At 39.0% G+C, this 16,792-nt stretch carries 19 protein-coding genes; 6 read left to right on the top strand and 13 right to left on the bottom strand.

Annotated elements, in window-relative coordinates:
* Positions 1-78: 78 nt before the first annotated feature.
* Positions 79-888, top strand: coding sequence for a YitT family protein (locus tag EDD58_RS05215; protein ID WP_131923779.1), 810 nt, complete (start codon positions 79-81; stop codon positions 886-888).
* A gap of 45 nt (positions 889-933) precedes the next feature.
* On the opposite strand, the gene spoVAE is transcribed toward EDD58_RS05215, so the two are convergent.
* From spoVAE to EDD58_RS05195, 4 genes are read right to left on the bottom strand one after another with little or no spacing between them, the layout of a single operon-like run.
* Complete coding sequence (gene spoVAE / locus EDD58_RS05210) at positions 934-1,284, bottom strand: stage V sporulation protein AE (protein WP_131923778.1); 351 nt, start codon at positions 1,282-1,284, stop codon at positions 934-936.
* Positions 1,284-2,303, bottom strand: coding sequence for a stage V sporulation protein AD (spoVAD, locus tag EDD58_RS05205; RefSeq protein WP_131923777.1), 1,020 nt, complete (start codon positions 2,301-2,303; stop codon positions 1,284-1,286). The genes spoVAE and spoVAD overlap by 1 nt, the downstream gene beginning before the upstream one ends.
* Positions 2,303-2,794 (bottom strand): stage V sporulation protein AC, encoded by a 492-nt coding sequence (gene spoVAC, locus EDD58_RS05200; protein WP_131923776.1) that lies wholly within the window; start codon positions 2,792-2,794, stop codon positions 2,303-2,305. The genes spoVAD and spoVAC overlap by 1 nt, the downstream gene beginning before the upstream one ends.
* 12 nt (positions 2,795-2,806) lie before the next feature.
* Positions 2,807-3,667, bottom strand: coding sequence for a DUF421 domain-containing protein (locus tag EDD58_RS05195; RefSeq protein ID WP_131923775.1), 861 nt, complete (start codon positions 3,665-3,667; stop codon positions 2,807-2,809).
* A 138-nt stretch (positions 3,668-3,805) separates the two neighbouring features.
* On the opposite strand from EDD58_RS05195, the gene EDD58_RS05190 reads away from it, so the two are divergent.
* The gene (locus tag EDD58_RS05190) at positions 3,806-4,402 is read left to right on the top strand and encodes a class I SAM-dependent methyltransferase (protein ID WP_165875809.1); all 597 of its coding nucleotides are present in this window, start codon (positions 3,806-3,808) and stop codon (positions 4,400-4,402) included.
* Positions 4,403-4,421: 19 nt separating this feature from the next.
* Complete coding sequence (locus tag EDD58_RS05185) at positions 4,422-4,628, top strand: DUF1657 domain-containing protein (protein ID WP_131923773.1); 207 nt, start codon at positions 4,422-4,424, stop codon at positions 4,626-4,628.
* A gap of 104 nt (positions 4,629-4,732) precedes the next feature.
* Here EDD58_RS05185 and EDD58_RS05180 read toward each other — a convergent pair whose 3' ends face one another.
* From EDD58_RS05180 to EDD58_RS05155, 6 genes are read right to left on the bottom strand one after another with little or no spacing between them, the layout of a single operon-like run.
* A complete protein-coding gene (locus EDD58_RS05180; protein WP_165875808.1) occupies positions 4,733-5,782 on the bottom strand; it encodes a fatty acid desaturase family protein in 1,050 nt (349 codons plus the stop codon).
* Positions 5,763-7,514 carry an AMP-binding protein gene (locus EDD58_RS05175; RefSeq protein ID WP_131923771.1) on the bottom strand — a complete coding sequence of 584 codons (1,752 nt, stop codon included), beginning with the start codon at positions 7,512-7,514 and terminating at the stop codon, positions 5,763-5,765. Before EDD58_RS05175 ends, EDD58_RS05180 begins: the two co-directional genes overlap by 20 nt.
* Positions 7,514-8,293 carry an alpha/beta fold hydrolase gene (locus tag EDD58_RS05170; RefSeq protein WP_131923770.1) on the bottom strand — a complete coding sequence of 260 codons (780 nt, stop codon included), beginning with the start codon at positions 8,291-8,293 and terminating at the stop codon, positions 7,514-7,516. The genes EDD58_RS05175 and EDD58_RS05170 overlap by 1 nt, the downstream gene beginning before the upstream one ends.
* A 22-nt stretch (positions 8,294-8,315) precedes the next feature.
* Positions 8,316-9,050, bottom strand: a complete 735-nt coding sequence (locus EDD58_RS05165; RefSeq protein ID WP_131923769.1) for an SDR family NAD(P)-dependent oxidoreductase — start codon at positions 9,048-9,050, stop codon at positions 8,316-8,318.
* A gap of 19 nt (positions 9,051-9,069) precedes the next feature.
* Positions 9,070-10,446: an NAD(P)/FAD-dependent oxidoreductase gene (locus tag EDD58_RS05160; RefSeq protein ID WP_165875807.1), complete on the bottom strand. Its 1,377-nt coding sequence runs from the start codon at positions 10,444-10,446 to the stop codon at positions 9,070-9,072.
* Complete coding sequence (locus EDD58_RS05155; RefSeq protein ID WP_131923767.1) at positions 10,433-10,693, bottom strand: acyl carrier protein; 261 nt, start codon at positions 10,691-10,693, stop codon at positions 10,433-10,435. The genes EDD58_RS05160 and EDD58_RS05155 overlap by 14 nt, the downstream gene beginning before the upstream one ends.
* Positions 10,694-11,008: 315 nt before the next feature.
* On the opposite strand from EDD58_RS05155, the gene EDD58_RS05150 reads away from it, so the two are divergent.
* Complete coding sequence (locus EDD58_RS05150; RefSeq protein WP_131923766.1) at positions 11,009-11,995, top strand: ketoacyl-ACP synthase III; 987 nt, start codon at positions 11,009-11,011, stop codon at positions 11,993-11,995.
* Positions 11,996-12,092: 97 nt separating this feature from the next.
* Here EDD58_RS05150 and EDD58_RS05145 read toward each other — a convergent pair whose 3' ends face one another.
* On the bottom strand, positions 12,093-12,686 hold the full coding sequence (locus EDD58_RS05145; RefSeq protein ID WP_131923765.1) for a lysophospholipid acyltransferase family protein: 594 nt from the start codon (positions 12,684-12,686) through the stop codon (positions 12,093-12,095).
* A 405-nt stretch (positions 12,687-13,091) separates the two neighbouring features.
* Here EDD58_RS05145 and EDD58_RS05140 point away from each other — a divergent pair, with 405 nt between their 5' ends.
* Positions 13,092-13,772, top strand: a complete 681-nt coding sequence (locus EDD58_RS05140; RefSeq protein ID WP_131923764.1) for a uracil-DNA glycosylase — start codon at positions 13,092-13,094, stop codon at positions 13,770-13,772.
* Positions 13,773-13,878: 106 nt separating this feature from the next.
* On the opposite strand, the gene EDD58_RS05135 is transcribed toward EDD58_RS05140, so the two are convergent.
* Together EDD58_RS05135 and EDD58_RS14770 are read right to left on the bottom strand one after the other, a co-directional pair.
* Positions 13,879-14,847, bottom strand: coding sequence for a prohibitin family protein (locus EDD58_RS05135; RefSeq protein ID WP_165875806.1), 969 nt, complete (start codon positions 14,845-14,847; stop codon positions 13,879-13,881).
* Positions 14,837-14,974, bottom strand: coding sequence for a hypothetical protein (locus tag EDD58_RS14770; RefSeq protein WP_165875805.1), 138 nt, complete (start codon positions 14,972-14,974; stop codon positions 14,837-14,839). The genes EDD58_RS05135 and EDD58_RS14770 overlap by 11 nt, the downstream gene beginning before the upstream one ends.
* Positions 14,975-15,378: 404 nt before the next feature.
* Here EDD58_RS14770 and EDD58_RS05130 point away from each other — a divergent pair, with 404 nt between their 5' ends.
* Positions 15,379-16,770: an L-cystine transporter gene (locus tag EDD58_RS05130; RefSeq protein WP_131923762.1), complete on the top strand. Its 1,392-nt coding sequence runs from the start codon at positions 15,379-15,381 to the stop codon at positions 16,768-16,770.
* Positions 16,771-16,792 lie beyond the last annotated feature (22 nt).

The following is a 16,792-nucleotide window of genomic DNA, read 5'->3' as shown; positions in this document are numbered from 1 at the left end:
TTTTCATTGATTTCTGCAACAAGCTCTTATATGTTATAGTTGTCAAAACATTTATGGATAGCTGGGTGTGTGAGTCATATGTTTCGAGTTATAACTATTCTACTCTCTTCCGTTCTAGTAGCCGTCGCTTATAATATGTTTTTATTGCCACATGAAATCTTAAGCAGTGGAATTACTGGAATCTCAATGATGATTGGTTTGTTAACTCCATTAAATACGGGGGTAGTCAACTTTGCGCTGAATCTCCCCTTACTCATCATTGGTTTTATGAAACTGGGCAAAAGATTTATGATCTATACCATCATGTCAGTAACCGTTACCTCTTTAGCCATGGTCTATATTCCCATCCAACAGGTTTCTTCAGACCCCATCTTATCAACCATCTTTGGTGGTGTAATTGGCGGAATCGGTGTGGGCTTAGTGTTTAGATCTGGAGCCTCTACAGGTGGATTTGATATTATTGGTTTTTTGCTCACCCGAAAAAAAGAAATTCCATTGGGTAACCTTATTTTCTTTATGAATGCGGTTGTTGTTTTCTTTTCTGGTTTTATTTTCAATTGGGATACGGCATTGTATACGATGATTGCAATCTTTGCAACAGGAAAAATTATCGATGCCATTCATACCCAACACTTAAAATTAACGCTCATGATTATTACAAGTAAAGGGGAAGAAGTAAGAGAAAAGCTAATCTCCAAGTTAGTGCGTGGAATTACCATCGTAGATGCAGAAGGTGCGTATACGCAAGAAAAGAGAAAGCTATTATTTATGATTATTTCTCGATATGAACTAACAGAAGTGAAAAGCTTGATCAAGGAAGCAGATTCCAAAGCATTTGTTAATATTACGGAAACTGTTGAAGTCCTAGGTCACTTCCGAAAAAATTAAAAAAAAGAAAATCTCCCCAGTCTACTTCATGGACCGGGGATTTATTTAACCTTTTGGTTTTATAAACAGTGCAGCAAAAAATGAAAAGATGATGGCGGAAGAGATTCCCGCACTTGTCACTTCAAAGATCCCTGTGATTAAACCAGTCCAACCATTTGCTTTCAATTCATGCAAAGTACCATGCACCAATGAATTTCCAAAGCTAGTAATGGGGACAGTTGCACCTGCGCCAGCAAACTCTATAAATGGATCATATAAACCTACTCCTTCAACCATCGCACCAATAACGACTAAAGTTGCCATGGTGTGTGCGGGAGTAAGCTTAAAAATATCATAAAAAATCTGTCCCACAACACAAATGGCTCCTCCAATAGTAAAAGCCCAAAATAACTGCATCATGATGAACTCACTCCATTCTCAATCGCCACAGCGTGTGCAATACATGGAATACTTTCTCCTTGTTGAAAAGTGATTGGAGAAAGTAAAGCCCCAGTGGCTACAATCAATATACGTTTCCATTCACCTTTTTTTAATCGGTTTAAAAGATGACCATAGGTTACTACAGCACAACAGGCACAACCACTTCCTCCTGATTGAACCATTTGCTTGTCGTAGTCATAAATCATCATCCCACAGTCCACATACTTTGTATTTTCAATCGGAAACTCATGTTTTTTGAATAAATCTTTAACAAGCGCATAGCCTACTTTAGATAAATCACCTGTAGCGATTAAATCATAATAATCTGGAGTAATTCCCAAATCACGACAATGGGCTTGAATCGTATCTACAGCAGCTGGAGCCATAGCTGCCCCCATATTAAATGGATCTTTAATGCCCATATCAACGATTCGTCCCATCGTGGCTGATAAGATCTTAGGGCCTTCTCCTTCTGATGAAACAACTGCAGCGCCTGCACCAGTTACCGTATATTGAGCGGTGGGTGGCTTTTGCGAACCATATTCAGTAGGATAGCGAAACTGCTTTTCAGCACTAGAATTATGGCTACAAGTTCCACAAAGCACATATTTGGCACTATGGGAATCAACGATTAACGAAGCTAAGGCCAAACTTTCCATCGAAGTAGAACAAGCACCAAAAACACCAATGTAAGGCATGGATAAAGTTCGTGCTGCAAAGCTAGAGCTAGTAATCTGGTTCATCATATCTCCACCCACATAAAAGTGGATCTGATCTTTGGTAAGTCCTGCTTTTTCCATTGCCTTTTTAGCTGCATCTTCCATCATTGTTTTTTCGGCTTTTTCCCAACTATCTTGACCTAAAAGTGAATCACCATGGATGATATCAAAATCTTTGCCAAGTGGTCCTCTCCCCTCAAAAGGACCCACAACCGATGCACTAGAAAGGAGTGTGGGCTTATTTTCAAATATCCAACTTTGATGACCTTTTAACATTAGGAACCTCCTCCCGCCGTGAAAGCTGGATTAAAGATAAAATGAAGTAAGGCAATCACAAATGCCGCTACCGTCCCAAATACAATGACGGAACCAGCTAACTTGAACATCTTTCCACCAACACCTAGAACCATACCTTCACTTCTATGTTCTAAGGCTGCTGAAGCCATTGAATTGGCAAAGCCAGTTACGGGTACTGCAGACCCTGCTCCTGCCCATTGTCCTAATTTGTCATAAATCCCTATACTGGTTAAAATGACTGAGATTAAAATCAATGTAGCTACTGTAGCAGTTCCTGCCTGACCTTTTTCCACATTCAACCATTTCATATATCCATCTTGGATTAGTTGACCAATTAAACAAATCGCTCCTCCAACTAAAAAAGCGCGTAGACAATTTTTTAAAAAAGGTCTTGAAGGCTCCCTTCGTTTAGCCAATTGTTGATACTCCTGTTGAACAGGAGTCAGTTTTTTCTTTTTATTATTCGCCATTGTGATCGTCTCCTAACGACTTAATAACGGTCTTACATTTTGAATGATCTCTTGCAATTGTTTGGAACAATCTTCATACAAACTTTTACTTTCGGGATTGTGAGTAGATAGACTAAACATTTCAATATCTGCTTCACATTTTTTTAAGGTAGCCAACAATAACGCTTTTTGTTGAGGCTGAGGAACCTGAATTTTATCATCGAATAGATCCACATATAACTGTCCGTACGAATCAACCTGTCCTAAAAAAACATTTTCTATGGCAACACCTAATTTTTCTAGTTCAGCATCCAACCAACCTCGGTTAAATCCTGCATTAGCTAATGGCTCATCCATAATCGTTCCGTCTATAATCACTGTTTGAGGTTCTCGTTCAGGAGCTACTTTTAAGCCTAAGTGTTTTGCAGTAAGCGGTTGATTATCTTTGGCAAGTAATACATTGATCTCACCACTAGGTTCCATTACTGCAAATTCAACATCCGAAACTGCAAATGCATTTTTGGAACGAAGTCGCTCCAATAATTCATCTGCTGTTAGTTTTTCTTTAGCTAGATTATCTTCAAGAACTTTACCTTCTTGTATTAAGATCGTAGCTTTTCCATCAACAAGATCACGAACGATCTTACTTTTCATCGGAAGATATTCAAAAAGTAATGAAACAGCTGTCCAAACCACCAATGCAATAATTCCTATATACCAAGTAGCTTTTAAATCCAAGGACATAGTTGCAGCAATACTACCGATCGTAATCCCTGTGATGTACTCAAATAAAGACAGTTGTGAGACCTGTCTTTTCCCTAATAACTTGGTTAGCAAAAATAAAATTAATACAGCTGCTAAAGTTCGAATCGTAACTTCTAACCATTCTGGCATAGCTCTCCCCACTTTGAATTAGTTATGAAATCAGCACCCTTATTATTTAACTAGAACGCTCTTTTTACACTTAAAAATGATACGTATTTTAATTAGTTCTATGGGCACATTAACTTTAGAACCTGTCGAGGAAAGATGGTGAACTTTATTATTCAAACCCACGCACCATACCTTTATGATTGGTTTGTTCGACCACCCATGATCACCAATAGATATATCCATCGCCATCTAAAAAAGCAACTTCAATTAGAAGGCCGAACTGTACTGGACTTTGGCTCTGGAACAGGAACACTTTGTTCGATGTTTTCACCCCAACAGTACTTTGGGATTGATTCTGATCATCAAAGAGTCGAATATGCCCAAAAAAAACACCCTGAACATTCATTCCATGTCCTTAATGACACAAAAATTCCATATGCAGATCAATCGATGGACTATATTGTCATCGTGGCTGTCCTTCATCATATTTCCAATGAAGACCTTCATATTTATATAGAGGAATTCAAGCGAATGTTGAAGCCAACCGGATCCATGTTTATTATGGAGCCTTGTTTTTCCCAAAATTCCCCGATTAGTAATCGTTTTATGAGATGGGCAGACCGTGGAAAATATATCCGTAATGAACTGGAATACTTTGCATTATTTAAAGACAAATTTGAATGTAAGGTGATTAACAGGTTCAAAAAGTGTTTTTTATATAACGAGTTATTCTTCACTACACACCCCAAACATTAAAGGAAAGGTTGATCATTTCATGACTGTTTCTTCTGATGTAAAAACTTGTGTCGCTTCTCTGAAAAGCGCCCAAGCTAGTCTTGAACAATTTGCTTTAAGTACAAATAACAAAAGTGCCAAACAAATCTTTACAGATGCAGCCCAAACCACTCAGCAAGTCATTACACAAGTAGAGAGTCGCGTTCAGCAATTAGAAAGTGAAGAACCTCAATACAAAGGTTTCTAAGTAATTTAGATACTTAGCAAAGTCTCATCAGATGTACTTAGTTTTTCCCATAAAAAAAGCCTTCTCTACCCAAGACGTTTGTAGAGAGGGCTTTTTAATTTTATTCATAAGTTAAAGTAATGAGAAAGCAATGTCTCTGCTTTTTCTCCTGTGCGTGGGTTTTTTAGAGTATGCTCGTCCTCATATAAACGAGGAGTTTGATACACTTTTTTTATCGCCTGGACATGAGACATCTCTTGATACCGCTCTGGCCATCTTGTTCGAAGCTCCTTGGCTATCAAACGCGCTTGGGAAGGATTTAATTCAGGAAATAAATGATGTTCCACATGATAGTTATTGTAAAGGTGGAAATACTCTATCATCTTAGGTGACCGAACAGTTAAAGTCGTAACCAATGGATCTGAGACACTTTGGGAAGTGGGACTAATAAAATGATTGGTAGCCACATAGCTCATCATAATGAAGTTACTGATGAGTATAGGAATAACAAATAAAAAGAGTGGATCATAAAACGAGTTGGATAGGAAAATGGAGGCAAGTAACCATAACAAATGTACACCTATAAAATATGCCCGACCATACTTACGGTTCCTTTGTTTATGAAATGCTTTGGGATGTTTGAAAATATTATAGGCAGTATGGAGAGTAAACCAATAAAAGAGAAACAAGTAACTTCTTTTCGTTCCTGAACCAGGAGTTAATTTTTCCATAAATCGAACCCAACGACTTTTTTTGTAAAGATGAATCGGACCAAAACAATCAGGATCTTGAAACCATTGATTGGTATGGTGATGATGGGTTCGGTTGTGCCAATTGATCCACACCTGTGGAGGTAATCCCCAATGTAACAGACAAATCCCCCCAAAAAGAAGCATCCATCTACGCCCTTTTACAACAGAGCCATGTAAAATCTCATGTCCCAAAAAGCCCAGTGTACCCAAGCTATTCCCTATAAGCACCGCCAAAATTAATTTCAACCACATGGGCGTTTGTAAAAAAAGAATCGCTATGACACTAGCAAGGATCACAAAAACATGAACAAATAACCAAACAATTCGATGAGGTTGACGGCGGAATATTTCCCTAGGGAGAGTTCGTCGCAGGATCGACTGGTAATAAGCCATGGGGTGGAGTTCAAACTTTTTTTCTGTCATATTTCCACCTACTAACATCATAGATCTGAATGACTGGCAGTTGATTCAATTGCCATAATCGTCTACATAAAAAATGTCGCTTTTTCCCACTGCTAGTACGTGGAATCGCTCTTTTCTTCGTAAATACATAACGGGTAATGGGTAACTCCTTCTCTTTTAAATGGAGTAACTCATGCCCAATTTCAACAGGATCTTTTTCGATTAAGGCAATGAGATCGCTTTCAGAATTATATAGATCCGATTCAAATACAGCTATTCGCTCCTCCGTAATCCCCAACTCTTCGGCAATCTCCTTTTCTAATAAGTTAGCAAAGTAATTCTCACCATGACGGATGATCATATTTTTAATTCTTTCCACCACATACAAGTTTCCCTGATACATAAATCCAAAGTCACCTGTCTGAACCTCTTGATCAAATACTTTGGCTTCTTTGGTTTCTGGAGTTAAGGTTCCATATGCTATAGAATCTCCTTGCACCACAATCTCACCACAAATCAAATCCTGTTGCTCCCTTTCTCCCTCTTCGTGTTGAATGAAGACCGTCACACCAGGAAGAGGCTTTCCAACCGAAAAAGCAAGAGTTTGCAACTTCAAATCGATCCAAGGAGGCTCTTTCTCTAAATCATAAATTCCTTCTGCAACCAGTTCAGCTTTTCTACCAAAATCCAAGGAAGACTTATTCACAATCACAAAACGAGGTAAAGTATAAGGCTCTGAAAAGGTAACTGCTAAGGTAGCCTCAGCTAAGCCATAGACTGGAATGATTGTCTCCTTTTCCAACCCAATTGGATGGAATTTTTGATAAAAGTTGTGAATGGTTTCTGCTCGAATCGGTTCGGCTCCATTATAGGCAATGTTCCAACTGCTGAGGTCCAGATCTTTAACTCGTTCGTCTGGAATCATGCGATAGCAATAGTCATAGCCAAAGTTAGGTGAAGGAGATAAAGTGCAACGGTATTGGCTAATCGCTTCTAGCCAACGATGTGGACGGCGTAAGAAATCGTAAGGGGACATCAGAAGTACGGGATAGTGATGGTAATAGCTGAAAAGCTCAGCTCCGACAAGCCCCATATCATGATTCAAAGGTAACCAACTACAAATCCGTTCCTCCTCTCCCGCATTTGAATTGACATGTATACTTGTCACATTAGAGATGATATTACGATGAGTAATCGCCACCGCTTTTCCTGTACCTGTCGATGCACTTGTCATTTGCAGATAAGCGATCTCATCCACATGGGGATACATTTCAAGTGCTGGCTGACGCATGACATCCATCTCTAAGGGTTGTTCGGGAAGCTGGATGACTGGTAGCTCTGTTTCTAGATCGGATAGCCAAAGCCTAGATTGTGAGTCAACTATGATGCTTGTTTTTTCGGAAAAAAGGTTGTTTTTCCAGCGCTGAATCCGTTGTTGTAAATCATCATCACCACTTAACGCCTTTGGGTTAGGCATCAATAACGGAATAGCTCCAATCGAAAGGCTGGCATAGAAAGCTAAGAGTTGTGTCAACGGTGTTGCACAGACGATTAGGCAAAGCTCTTTCGGTTTTACTCCATTTTCAACCAAAAGATGCCCGAAAGCAAAAGATAACCCTGTGAGTTGTTGATTGGACAATGGATCGAACGTTTGAGTACGGGGATTAAAAAATCCATGTCCCCATGGTGTGTCTCCATGTTCCATATATTGAAGCATGACGTCGATGAGGGTACGAGACTTAAACTGGATCATCAACCATTCACCTGAACAAATTGTTCGATCTCTTTACTCACAAAAGATGGATTCTCCCACAAAGCCGCATGCCCTGCACGAGGAACCGTACACAACTGGCTGTTAGGGATCTCCTTATGCAAAAGCTCTGAACAAAAAGCTGGATACAAACAGTCAAACTCACCACGGATAATCAATGTGGGTACCTTGATTTCACTCAAAGGGACACCTTGCTGATAACTTTTAACCATTTGAAGTTGATTGAGAAATACCTCTGGATCTTTGCAACTCTTTTTACAACCACGAACAAATGACCGTAGAATAAAAGAGCCTGCTTCAAAGGTTTGAGTACAGAAACTCCAAAATGCCAATTGCGCCAAAAAGGAATCAATCCCCATATTTCTAATGATGTTCTCCCACTCATCAGCCATGAGAATACCTTGATTATAAATCCGGTCTGATGAACCCATCACTGTAAGGCTGCGCAGATCTAATCGCTCATCAAACACCAAATTTTGTGCAATCCAACTACCAAATGAATAACCGATCATATGTAATGGCTTCGTTGGTAGTTGCATAAGAGTGTGGGACACTAACTGAGTTAATTCTTCAACCGTTTGGGTCTCTAAAAATTCTGACGAGGAAAATCCAGGATAATCCATTAATAAAATCTCATATTGTTCACTCATTTGTTCCATACTCGAAATCCAGATCTCTGAACCACATCCCATCGGATTCAAACATAAAACACGTTGTGGAGCTGTTTGGTTGATTTGTTTGACACTTAAACGAACGCTCATGACATTCCTCCTCAAATGTTATCTACATATGACCGGGACGATAAGCTAAGGATAGACCTCCATCAATCACAAGTGTTTGTCCAGTTATATGACTGGATTGATCTCCCAATAAAAATTGAATAGTCTGGGCGATTTGCCTAGGATGAGCTAATTGACCCAATGGGGTGAATTTACTTAATAGAGAACGTTCCATGGATGTAGACAGACTGTGGAGCAAATCAGTATCAACAGCCCCTGGGATGACGCAGTTTACTCGTATCCCTTTTCGCCCTACTTCATGGGCTAAACATTTAGTCAAACCGATGACACCTGCTTTAGCAGCTGCATAAGCAACACTTGAGCCAGAAAATCCATAAACGCTGGTTGAAGAAACTGTAACTATGGAGGATGGTGAGTCTAAGTGAGGAAGTGAAAAGTAGCAAAGGTTATAGACAATATTTAAGTTAAGATTTACTTGCTTATTAAACTCGATCGGGTCTAATTGTTCCAATGGTGTTGTAAATCCTACACCAGCAATCACAGCAACACCTTTGAACAAGTTTCCCTCTTTGATGATTTCTGTGATCGCTTCTTGACAGCATTGAACATCTTGCAGATCCACTATTTTCGTTTTACACTGATTGGAATGACCTTCTCTCGGTTTTAAATCTAGATTATAGACAAATTCACCAGCATCAACTAATAATTGGATCAGTTCGCTACCAATCCCTGAAGACCCTCCTGCAACCAAGAAAACTCTCTTTTGTGATGGTTCCACCGTATCAACCCTATCATTTTTAAGTAAGTGGCTGAATCAAACTCTCTTCGGAATCAAAATTAAGCTGAGCAACTTTATTGACTACAGGAAGCTTTCCAGTTTTGGCGACATAATCTTTAAATACTTTAAATGTCCAAGAATTAAAGTGATGATGACTCATATAGTCAAACAAGACGGCTGTGATTAAATGCATCTCTTCGGGTCGATGGGATAATCGCTTGACCAAAAAGTTTACATAATCCGTATCGTTATAATACGTATTGTAAGCTCGAATGCTATTAAATCGATTTTTAATATATCCATGATACAAGTCTTCGTATTTTTTCAAGAGTTGGTGTGAGAAGTTTTTCTTTTGAATGGCTTCCATCACCACCTCAGTGGCTAGTTTAGAGGTAATCAACGCAACAGTGACTCCTGTCGCCCATGCAGGGTCAGCAAAAAAACCCGCATCTCCGACACAGATAAAGCCATCTCCAGCCATTCTCGTGTTCATGTGCCCCAATCGAGCTGTGACCACCACATTTTCTAACATCTCTGCCTCTTTGACAACTTCTCTTAACACATGATGTTTCTCAATTAAATCACGATAAGCTCTCATCTTATCCACTTGACTATCTAACATTTGCTTGGTTTTACTACGAGCTACAAACCCGATGCTAAACAAATTTTCTTCCAAAGGGATGATCCAATACCAACAATTACGATCGGGTAAAATATTCACTGTTGCTATATCGTAATCATCTTGTCCTTCGGATCTCAATGGTCCTAAGTTTACATCTTTAAAATAACAACGAATCGCATAATTGGCCCACTGCCCATCGAATACTTTCTCTAATGGGGCTCGTAGCTTTAACTGTTGGGCTAACTTGGAGGTTCTCCCTGAACAGTCGATCACTAACGAAGTATGCACAATCGTTTTCTGGTTATGCTCATCTTCTAGTACCACTCCTGTGACAGCACCTTCATCATTCAAAAGAATCTCTTTCACCTTAGTACTCTCTCTAATCTCTGCCCCGTCTCTCTGTGCTTTTCTAAATAGAACATAATCAAAGTCTTTTCGCTTCACATTAAATCCCCATGGCTGTGCATGAATGCCATCTGCATAGGGCTCTTTCGTTAAATCTACTTTGGCATAGGCTTTCGAACCATCTGGAGAAACCAATTGCAATGAGCTTTTTTTCATAAATGGAGCTTGATTGATCTCCTCCAATACACCCAATTCCTCAAGGTAGTCACAGGTATAGGGAGATAAACCCTCGCCGACAATCTCTCTTGGAAACTTAGCTTGATCTACAACCAAAGGAGTGATTCCCTCTTTTAATAAACGGATTGCTGTTGAACTGCCTGAAACACCTGCACCAATAATCACAACAGGTCTAGTTTCAATATTTGTCAACTTGAACCCCACCTTTATCCTCAATGAATTGAATCAATTCACCCACCGTTTGAATCGATCCAGCTTCGTTTTCAGAGAACTCAACCCCGTAGGCTCTTTCCACATGAATCACAATTCGAATACGATCCATCGAATCAATACCTAAATCCTGAAAGCTCATTGAAGGAGTGATCTCAGGTACTTCTTTTTTTAGTTCATTCTTAATCACGTTTTTAAGAAAACTCGTAAACTCATGTTCAAATGTCATAGAAAAGGCACCTTCCTTTTCCGAATATTTTAATTACATAACCATTATATTATATGCTAAAAATTACATCAATTAGGATTTATATATTTTATTATTAAATTATTATAAATGTATCTAGTTTACATATTTTTCATTTATCACTTGATATGAGTAGTCATTTCGATCATTACTCGTACAAAAAATGTGTTCGAGTAGATATCTATTTTAAAAATTATCTAACCTTTATTTTATTGACACTTTGATTTTAGTTAGCTAAAATTAACACTAACTATTAGTACTTGGTACTATACATTGAATCCAAAGGGGTTTGTTCTATTGGAAACCAGATCAAAAGCACGGATCACTGCTTTGGGAACCTATGTACCCGACCGTATTTTAAGCAATCATGATCTAGAAAAAATGGTGGATACTTCAGATGAGTGGATTATCCAACGAACAGGGATTAAAGAACGAAGAATTGCAGCTGATGACCAATTTACCAGTGATCTAGCTGTCTTAGCTGTCAAAAACCTAATTAAAAATTACTCCGTTTCTGTAGAAGATGTTGACTTTATTTTGGTATCAACAACAACTCCAGATACACCTCTGCCTAGTGTGGCAAGCCAACTCCAACATCGCTTGGGAATCCAATCTTGTGGTTCTCTAGATATTAGTGCTGCATGTGCAGGTTTTGTCATGGGATTAAACTTGGCTAATGGATTAGTAACATCTGGTTTGCATCGAAAAATACTCGTCGTTGGTTCAGAAACTTTATCCAAAGTGACAGATTTTAAAGATCGCACCACGTGCATTCTCTTTGGTGATGGAGCAGGAGCAGCTCTCGTCGAAAGAGATGACAACCATGCAAGCTTTATTCACTCTGTTTCTACGACAGAAGGGCGGGCTGGCGTTCATTTATATCGATCAGGGCTTGCCAATACTCTTGAACAAACAGAATTAGCTGGAGCTGGCAACATTATTCAAAACGGACGAGAAGTTTTTAAGTTAGCAGTGAGTACAATGGTGCGTGAAATTCCAAAGCTATTAGAACAAGCCGGTTTCTCACAAGCGGATTTGGATTGGTTTGTTCCTCATAGTGCCAATATCCGTATTATCGAAGCGGCTTGTGACCGATTAAAATTCCCTATGGAAAAAGTGTTATTTAGTGCCGAATACTTTGGAAACACTTCTTCTGCTACCATCCCATTAGCTCTTCAATTGGGTATTGAGCAAGGGAAAATTAAAACAGGTGATACTCTTCTCTTATCAGGCTTTGGTGGTGGCTTCGTTCACTCAAGTACATTGATTCGCTGGAATATCTAAGTCGCAACAAAATCAATCATTAACCAACAACATCAGGTTTGTAAAGCAAAAATCAACTCAGATGATCTGAGTTGATTTTTGTTTTAGCTACTCTTAATTATAATTGTTCAGCTGTTTCTGTTAGCTCTTTCATCTTGTCATTTAACTCATCTAACAATTCGGTCTGAGCCTCTTTGGAGTTAAATTCTGAAAGCATAAGTGGTTCTCCAAACACAATAACCATTTTTTTACGCCGAAATAAATCTTTGAAGCGAATCGATTCAGGTCCCCAATAAGCAGCTGGAACAACTGACACTTTTCCTTTATCAGCAATATACACAGCGCCTCTTTTTTGTGGTACATCCTCATGGGTTCTCGTTCCACTCGGGAAAATTCCTACCACATTTCCCTGTCTAGTCAAACGAATAGGTGTTTTGAGTGAACTTGGACCCGGATTTTCACGATTAACCGGGAAACTATTCAGCCTTTTTAAAAACCATCCGATTAATGGCTTTGAAAATAGTTCTTTCTTCGCCATATAATGAATTTGGCGTGGGGAAGCCGCCCCTAATGCAATCACATCTAACCAGCCCATGTGTGTACAGGCCAACACAAACCCACCTTGTGCAGGCACTTTTTCTTTGCCAACAATGGTAAAGCGATAGAAGCTATGAAGAATGACTTTAGCTACAAAACAAACAAAACGATACATATGACATCCTCACTTATCATTTGTTGATCTGCATTCTCTAGGATCTAAAAGTGTTCATTGAAAATCACGCATAACCAAACATTATGAGTGCAAATGATTCTTTACCTGTTATCTCCTACACCTTCGATCACTAATCATGCATATTTTCTTTAAAAACATTTTACCATGGTGAAGTTCACTTGTCCTGAATGACCATAGTCCAATTATTTGTAAATTATAGAAATCAATATATTCCCTGATCACACTACTGATTCCCTAATCAAAGAGACTATGTAATCAATTTCTTTTCTTTGCATAAACATTTAAACTATGTAAAAATAATGTTATTCGATATTTGTCTTGATCACTTGATCTGGCTGTTCATTTATCGATACAGATATAAAGCTTCGGGAGAGGAGCATCAATATGGCAGTAATATTAAAAAATGACTGGGCAGAACACTTAGCAGAAGAATTTGAAAAGCCCTATTATCTTGAACTAAGGGATTTTTTGAAGCTCGAATATCAAACCAAAACCATTTATCCAGACCAATGGGATATTTTCTCTGCTTTACACTTAACTTCTTATCGTGATACAAAAGTAGTGATTATTGGTCAAGATCCTTATCATGGTCCTGGACAGGCCCATGGATTAAGCTTTTCTGTGAAACCTGGGATTAAAACACCTCCCTCTCTAAAAAATATTTATAAAGAATTACAAGATGACTTAGGATGCTATATCCCCAACAATGGTTATTTAAAAAAGTGGGCGGAACAAGGGGTCTTAATGTTGAATAATGTTTTAACCGTTCAACAAGGACAACCCAACTCTCACAAAGGAAGAGGTTGGGAGAACTTTACCCGTCAAGTGATTCAAACGCTCAACGAACGAGAACAGCCGATTGTATTTCTACTATGGGGAAGACATGCCCAAGAGAAAAAAGCATATATTACCCAACCACATCACTTGATTATCGAATCACCTCATCCAAGTCCATTTTCGGCCAATCGCGGCTTTTTCGGAAGTCAGCCATTCTCAAAAATTAATGCTTTTCTACATAAACATGGGATTGAAGAAATCGATTGGCAAATCCCAAATATTGAATAATAAAATCAGTTAATTGAATTTAAGACAGTCAACCCTCCCTTGATCGAGATCAGGGAGGGTTTCAAAAACACCCTTGCAAAGAAGAGGAGAAGTTCGTACCATCCAATTATTTATTTTGTTTCAACATATCTGCTGGCATCTGAATAATGGAACCCGACCCTTGAACGGTAGGCATTTGCCCATTCCATTTTTTAATCCACTCATATTGAACCAGTTGGTCAGACAAAGATTGTTGTAACTTACGGTTCGCTTCTGCTTTCGCCTCTGCTTCAATTCGAGTTTTCTCAGCTTCTGCCTCTGCATTTACAATTGCAACCTGCTTCTTCCCTTGCGCTTCAATCTTAGCGTTAATCGCTTCTTGCTCTTTATTTTTCTGTTCCCGTTTCAGAAATTCTTGCTTATTCTGTGCATCTGCAATCGCCTGAATCGATTTCAACGTTTTTTCATCAGGTCGAACATCAGACAAAGAGAAGTTCTCCAACACAATTCCATCTTTGGCTAAAATAGTAGACAACTTTTCATGAATTTGCTTAGTCACTTCATTCCGATGCTCTGCATAGATCCCTAATACAGAGTAGGTCGTAGAAACCTCTTGCATCACTGTTTTAATTTGTGTTTTGATATAACCCGCTTGAATTTCTTCATGGGTTTTACGACGGAACTTGGTAAAGATATGGGGAAGTTTATCTGCTTCCATATGATAGGCATAAACTACGTCCACATTGACTGATTTTCCATCACTGGTATTAATATCAAAAGATTCATTGTCATTACTCTTCGTTAAGTAAACGGTTTCAGTTGATGTCGGATATTGGGTTACACTCTCCCATGGGGCATGAAGCCGAAGCCCTTGGTTCAAAACGTCCTTTTTTAACCCACCATTTAAACTGTAAACCACACCATTATAACCAGGCTCAATCTTTGTGGTACAACTGCCGATCAATACAGCTAGTGCGATCACACCCGCAACGACACCAGTCAGACCCACGATCTTCTTCTTATTGAAGCCCCTCTTTGAACCGCCACCTCCCTCATTTTTGTTCAAGGAGTTCAACACGTTAAAGTTATTGTTCATCATCTTTCCCCCTTTTGGAATCGTCTAGTTTTAATAAACGTAAGATTGCTTCTCCGATTCGCTCATATCTGGGAATAAGAAGGATCAGAATTAATACAATGAGGAGAATAACTAGAAGTCGTTGCATAGGGTTCCCCCTTTACAATAAGATCCAGGTGAACTTTCATTTTCCAATCCTGGTTCATTCAACTACAGGTATTGAATACACTTAACCAAATGGAGTAAAAAGGAGAGGTCACTTATCACTTATTTATTCGTAGTTAATAAAATCTTTTTAGTCCAATAGAAAACAACTCTCCTTTAACAACAATCGGTAAATAAAACGATGATGTTCAACCTTCTAAATTTGTACAATGAATCATTAAACTCATTCCCCCTATTTACAAAAAGATAACTCCCTTTGTCCATCGCATTTAAATCAAGGAATATCAGTAATGTCGATGAGTGGGGAAATTCTTTTTAATTCCGACTTGACTGATATGAATTATAGGATTATAGTTTGATTAGCTTTTAGAAAGTGAGGGGTTTAGCTTGCCGACCTTATGGATCATTGTTAACATCATTATATTTTCGGTACTTTTATTTGGATTATTTTACATGCAAAAAAAGCATATCTCTTTTTCCAAACGTGTCTTTACGGCATTGGGTGTAGGTGTGATCCTTGGTTTCATCCTACAATTCATCTATGGTGCAAGCTCAGATATTTTACTTTCCTCCATTGATTGGCTGAGTATTGTAGGAACTGGTTATATCAAGCTATTAAAAATGATTGTTATGCCATTGGTCTTTATCTCTATCCTGACCGCTTTTACCAAATTAAAATTGGTAAACAATATGGCAAAAATCAGCCTGCTCGTCATTGGAATCCTTGTGGGAACAACAGCTATTGCTGCATCGATCGGAATTGCCACCACATTAGGATTTAACCTAGAGGCTATCCAGATTGAGCAAGGAGATTCTGAACTAGCCCGTGGTGAACAGATGGAGCAAACTTATGGTGAAATTCAAGATCAGACCTATCCACAAAAAATTCTCGAGTTATTACCAGATAACCCATTTTCAGATTTAACAGGGGCTCGTCCTACTTCAACCATTGCAGTCGTCATCTTCGCGGCACTGATCGGTATCGCTTATTTAACAGTAAGACGGAAAACACCAGAACATGCAGAGCTATTTGCCAAATGGGTGGCTTCACTCCATGCAGTCATTATGCAAGTGGTGAAAATGATTTTGCGATTAACTCCTTACGGTATCTTAGCGATTATGGCAAAAACCGTTGCCACCACTGACCTAGCCTCAATCAGCAAGCTTGGAGAGTTTGTCATTGCCTCCTATGTAGCACTCATAATTATGTTTTTTGTTCATCTCCTGTTATTGATGCTTGCAGGATTAAGCCCAATTACCTATCTAAAAAAATCGATGCCCGTACTTAGCTTTGCCTTTACATCACGATCTAGTGCAGGTACGCTACCTTTTAATATCGACACACAAACAAAAAAACTAGGAGTTCCTGAAGGCATAGCCAACTTTGCTGGCTCATTCGGATTATCTATTGGACAAAATGGTTGTGCAGGGATTTACCCAGCAATGCTAGCTACCATGATCGCACCCACTGTCGGGATCAATCCACTAAGTCCCACATTTATCTTGACCTTGATCATCGTCGTTACCGTCAGTTCATTCGGTGTAGCTGGTGTCGGAGGGGGAGCTACCTTCGCCGCACTCCTTGTTCTCTCTACGATGGATTTACCTGTAGGACTCGCAGGGCTACTGATCTCTGTTGAACCCCTAATCGACATGGGACGTACTGCATTGAATGTGAGTGGAAGTATGACCGCAGGCGTGTTAACAAGTAGAGTCACTAAAGAATTAGATCATGAAGCTTATCAAGGGGTTCAATCGGTAGAAACGCTTCATGCTTAAAAGAAAAAGTCATCCTTTTTGG

Origin of the sequence: Hazenella coriacea, assembly GCF_004341825.1 — a bacterium.
GTDB classification, from domain to species: domain Bacteria; phylum Bacillota; class Bacilli; order Thermoactinomycetales; family Thermoactinomycetaceae; genus Hazenella; species Hazenella coriacea.
This window is presented reverse-complemented; position numbering and strand designations above follow the sequence as displayed.

What these genes read in the sequence shown, in the direction of transcription:
- EDD58_RS05170 (WP_131923770.1), bottom strand. Translation starts at nt 8,293, where the DNA reads ATGAGCGTTCGTTTAAGTGTCAAACAAATCAACCAAACAGCTCCACAA.
- EDD58_RS14770 (WP_165875805.1), bottom strand. Translation starts at nt 14,974, where the DNA reads ATGCAACGACTTCTAGTTATTCTCCTCATTGTATTAATTCTGATCCTT.
- EDD58_RS05195 (WP_131923775.1), bottom strand. Translation starts at nt 3,667, where the DNA reads ATGCCAGAATGGTTAGAAGTTACGATTCGAACTTTAGCAGCTGTATTA.
- spoVAD (WP_131923777.1), bottom strand. Translation starts at nt 2,303, where the DNA reads ATGTTAAAAGGTCATCAAAGTTGGATATTTGAAAATAAGCCCACACTC.
- EDD58_RS05135 (WP_165875806.1), bottom strand. Translation starts at nt 14,847, where the DNA reads ATGAACAATAACTTTAACGTGTTGAACTCCTTGAACAAAAATGAGGGA.
- EDD58_RS05215 (WP_131923779.1), top strand. Translation starts at nt 79, where the DNA reads ATGTTTCGAGTTATAACTATTCTACTCTCTTCCGTTCTAGTAGCCGTC.
- EDD58_RS05180 (WP_165875808.1), bottom strand. Translation starts at nt 5,782, where the DNA reads ATGACAGAAAAAAAGTTTGAACTCCACCCCATGGCTTATTACCAGTCG.
- EDD58_RS05175 (WP_131923771.1), bottom strand. Translation starts at nt 7,514, where the DNA reads ATGATCCAGTTTAAGTCTCGTACCCTCATCGACGTCATGCTTCAATAT.
- spoVAC (WP_131923776.1), bottom strand. Translation starts at nt 2,794, where the DNA reads ATGGCGAATAATAAAAAGAAAAAACTGACTCCTGTTCAACAGGAGTAT.
- EDD58_RS05185 (WP_131923773.1), top strand. Translation starts at nt 4,422, where the DNA reads ATGACTGTTTCTTCTGATGTAAAAACTTGTGTCGCTTCTCTGAAAAGC.
- EDD58_RS05155 (WP_131923767.1), bottom strand. Translation starts at nt 10,693, where the DNA reads ATGACATTTGAACATGAGTTTACGAGTTTTCTTAAAAACGTGATTAAG.
- EDD58_RS05140 (WP_131923764.1), top strand. Translation starts at nt 13,092, where the DNA reads ATGGCAGTAATATTAAAAAATGACTGGGCAGAACACTTAGCAGAAGAA.
- EDD58_RS05145 (WP_131923765.1), bottom strand. Translation starts at nt 12,686, where the DNA reads ATGTATCGTTTTGTTTGTTTTGTAGCTAAAGTCATTCTTCATAGCTTC.
- spoVAE (WP_131923778.1), bottom strand. Translation starts at nt 1,284, where the DNA reads ATGCAGTTATTTTGGGCTTTTACTATTGGAGGAGCCATTTGTGTTGTG.